This is a genomic window from Corynebacterium gottingense, from assembly GCF_003693265.1.
GTDB classification, from domain to species: Bacteria; Actinomycetota; Actinomycetes; order Mycobacteriales; family Mycobacteriaceae; genus Corynebacterium; species Corynebacterium gottingense.
The window spans coordinates 1-1,278 of the sequence record NZ_RDRE01000144.1 but is presented as its reverse complement, the minus strand read 5'-3'; the positions used below and the strand labels follow the sequence as shown (position 1 = coordinate 1,278).

The 1,278-nt window shown below is 70.7% G+C and carries 2 protein-coding genes; one reads left to right on the top strand and one right to left on the bottom strand.

The features are described from left to right. The coding region (locus EAW56_RS12315) for a 3-phosphoshikimate 1-carboxyvinyltransferase (RefSeq protein WP_425267117.1) at positions 1–505 on the bottom strand (505 nt) is incomplete at its 3' end. A gap of 12 nt (positions 506–517) precedes the next feature. On the opposite strand from EAW56_RS12315, the gene EAW56_RS12310 reads away from it, so the two are divergent. Further along, positions 518–1,201, top strand: coding sequence for an SOS response-associated peptidase (locus tag EAW56_RS12310; RefSeq protein WP_122086841.1), 684 nt, complete (start codon positions 518–520; stop codon positions 1,199–1,201). Positions 1,202–1,278: the final 77 nt, after the last annotated feature.

The following is a 1,278-nucleotide window of genomic DNA, read 5'->3' as shown; positions in this document are numbered from 1 at the left end:
CGAACTGGGAGGAACCGGACGCGTCGATGGTCACCGCGCCGCCGTCGGCGTGGCCGGTGCCGTGGACGGTGAAGGGGAGCGCGTCGCCCGCCACGGCGACGCCGAGGTGGCGGAGCGCGTCCAGGATTGTGCCCATGGGGCGGGCCTTGGCCTGCACGTCGCCGTCGAAAAGCACCGGGCCCTGCGCAAACGCGGCGACGGCGGGCACGAACCGCATGACGGTGCCCGCGAGGCCGCAGTCCACCTCTGCGCCGTGGAGTTCGCCGGGCGTGACGCGGATTTCCTCGCCGCTGTGGGTGAACGTGGTGCCCATCGCGGCGAGCGCGGATTCCATGAGTTCCGTGTCGCGCGAGCGCAGCGCGCCGACGACGGTGGACTCGCCGTTGGCGAGCGCGGCGAGGACGAGCGCGCGGTTGGTCATCGACTTCGACCCCGGCACCTGCTGCGTGTGCGAGATGGGGTCGGGCGAAAACGGTGCGGTCCACAGTTCAGTCATGCGGTCCATCATAATAGAGGCATGTGTGGACGTTTCGTTCTTTTCACCACCGGCGACGAGCTGCTTGACGCCGTCGGCACCCTGCCCGGGGTCGGCACCGTCGACGCCCCCGACGGCACGCCGCCCGCCCGCTACAACATCGCCCCGACCCAGCAGGTGCCGCTCGTGCGCTTCCAGGAGCAGGGGGCGCTTGTCGACGCCGCCCGCTGGGGCCTCCTCCCGTCCTGGAAAAAGGACGAAACGGGGCCGCCGTTGTTCAACGCCCGCGCCGAGACCGTGGCCGAAAAACCCTCGTTCCGCTCCGCCTTCAAGTCGCGCCGCGGACTGATGGTGCTGGACGGGTACTACGAGTGGAAGGGGGAGAAGGGCAGCAAGCAGCCCTACTTCGTCCAGCCCGAGTCCGGCCTGCTGTTCGCCGCGGCACTGTGGGAGACCGGTCTGGACCGGTTGTCCACCACGATGGTGACTACCGCGGCGGCTGAAAATATGGCGTGGCTGCACCACCGCCTACCGCTGTTCCTGGCCGCAGAAGAGGTGGAGCAGTGGGTGTCCGGCACCCCGGAGGAGGCTGCGGAGCTGCTCGCGCCCTCGCGGGTGGCGGACACGCTGCGCTGGCGCGAGGCGGACCCGGCCGTGGGCAGCGTGCGCAACGAATATGCGGAGCTGACCGGGGTGGGCGAGCTGACGGACGTGCCCGCGGAGTAGGGGCTTACTGCGCGGCGATGTCGGCGAAGTCCGCGCCGGTGAGGGCGGCGAGGTCCTGCGGGGCGAGCTCCGCGGAG